Annotated in this window: 1 protein-coding gene and 1 pseudogene; both read right to left on the bottom strand. The window is 71.4% G+C overall.

All coding sequences use genetic code 11. The features are described 5' to 3' along the window. Positions 1 to 234: pseudogene (locus NQ160_RS23605) on the bottom strand (alpha/beta hydrolase); the annotation flags it as partial. Continuing rightward, positions 231 to 1394 (bottom strand): DNA polymerase III subunit delta', encoded by a 1164-nt coding sequence (locus NQ160_RS23600; protein WP_257517427.1) that lies wholly within the window; start codon positions 1392 to 1394, stop codon positions 231 to 233. The gene NQ160_RS23600 and the pseudogene NQ160_RS23605, both read right to left, overlap by 4 nt. Positions 1395 to 1550: the final 156 nt, after the last annotated feature.

The raw sequence follows: 1550 nt of genomic DNA, 5'->3' as shown, positions 1-1550 counted from the left end.
GGTGGCGCAGTCGTAGTAGCCCGCGTCGGCGCCCTCGCAGGGCTCCCACTCCACCGTCTGCTCGTAGAACGGCAGCAGCTCCTCGGAGATGCCGTCGGTGACGGGCGGCTTGCTGGGGCGGACCGTGGGCGGCGCGGCCGCGTCGGGGATCATCGCCGCGAGACAGCCGGTGAGGCTGAGGGTCAGCGCGGCGAGGCCGGCGGTGACGGCGAGGAGGCGGCGGCGAATGCTCACGGGGTCCTTCCACTTGCGACGGTGATGAGCATGCTCTCGAGTGCCAGCACCGGAGCGGCGTTGAATTCGAGATTGCTGCGGGTGAGGGTGATCTGGTCGAGCACGGTGAGGGTGCGCTGCTTCGTCCACGCGGCGGCGAGGGCACGCAGGTCCTGCTCGAGTTCGCGGTTGATCAGGTCGCCGTCACGGCCGAACTGCAGCATGAGCGTGTCGCGGTACATCGACTGCAGGTCGGTGAGCACGCGGTCGATGCCGTCACGCAGGCTGCGGGTCGCCCGCCGCTTCTGCTCGTCTTCGAGTGCGTTGATCTGACCACGCACCGAAGCGGGCACCGCGGCCCCCTCCGGCACCCCCAGGGTGCGCAGCAGCGACGCCCGCTCGGCCTCGTCACGTTCGACCGTGAGCGCCTTGGCGTCTTCGGTGGCGGCCTGCACGATACGCCCGGCGATCTCCACCGCGTCGCCGACCCCGCGAACCCCCAGCACCGCGCGCAGGATCTGCTCGCGGCGGGTGCGGGAAGCGGCGTCGGTGGCCAGGCGCTGAGCCATGCCGATGTGGCGCTGCGCCAGACGGGCGGACTGCTCCGCCACGGCGGGGTCGACTCCGGTGCGCTGCACGATGAGGCGCGCGACGTCGTCGACCTCGGGGTCGCGCAGCCGCAGCGTGCGCACCCGGGACCGGATGGTGGGAAGCAGGTCGGCGTCGCTCGGCGCGCACAGGATCCAGACCGTGCGCTCCGGCGGCTCTTCGAGCGCCTTCAGCAGAACGTTGGACGTGCGCTCGGTCATGCGGTCGGCGTCTTCGACGACGAGCACCCGGTAGCGCCCCAGGGACGGCGAGAAGTACGAGCGCTCGACGAGCGCCCGGGCTTCTTTGATCGAGATGATGACGCCCTCGGTGCGCAGCGCCGTGAGGTCGGGGTGGGTGCCGGCGAGCACCTGCCTCATGACGTGGTCCACGTCGTCGCCATCGCCGGCGATGAGGCGGGCGGCGAACGCGTAGGCGAGGGTGGAGCGGCCCGAGCCCGGAGGTCCCGTGATGAGCCACGCGTGGGTCATCGAGGCGGGGTCGGATGCCGCGTCCTGCAGCTGCGCGACCGCCTCGTCCTGCCCCCACACGTCGCCCCACGGCAACTCGTGCACGATCGCGGCGGACTCCATGGGGTCCAGCCTAACCGGGGGCACCGACTCTGTCGGCGGTGTCAGCGCATGGCCCCTCACCGGTGTGTACCTGGGTACTGGTCGGATGCCGATAGTCGCGACCGCAGGCCGATGTGGCGCTGTGGGCGCGTCCGTAGCGTCGAAGGCGACGAAAGG

Source organism: Microbacterium sp. zg.Y909 (genome assembly GCF_024626565.1).
Note: the sequence above shows the minus strand (reverse complement) of the source record. Positions and strands in the feature narration are given on the sequence as shown.

Coding starts and splice junctions, on each gene's coding strand:
- NQ160_RS23600 (WP_257517427.1), bottom strand. CDS start 1,394: ATGGAGTCCGCCGCGATCGTGCACGAGTTGCCGTGGGGCGACGTGTGG.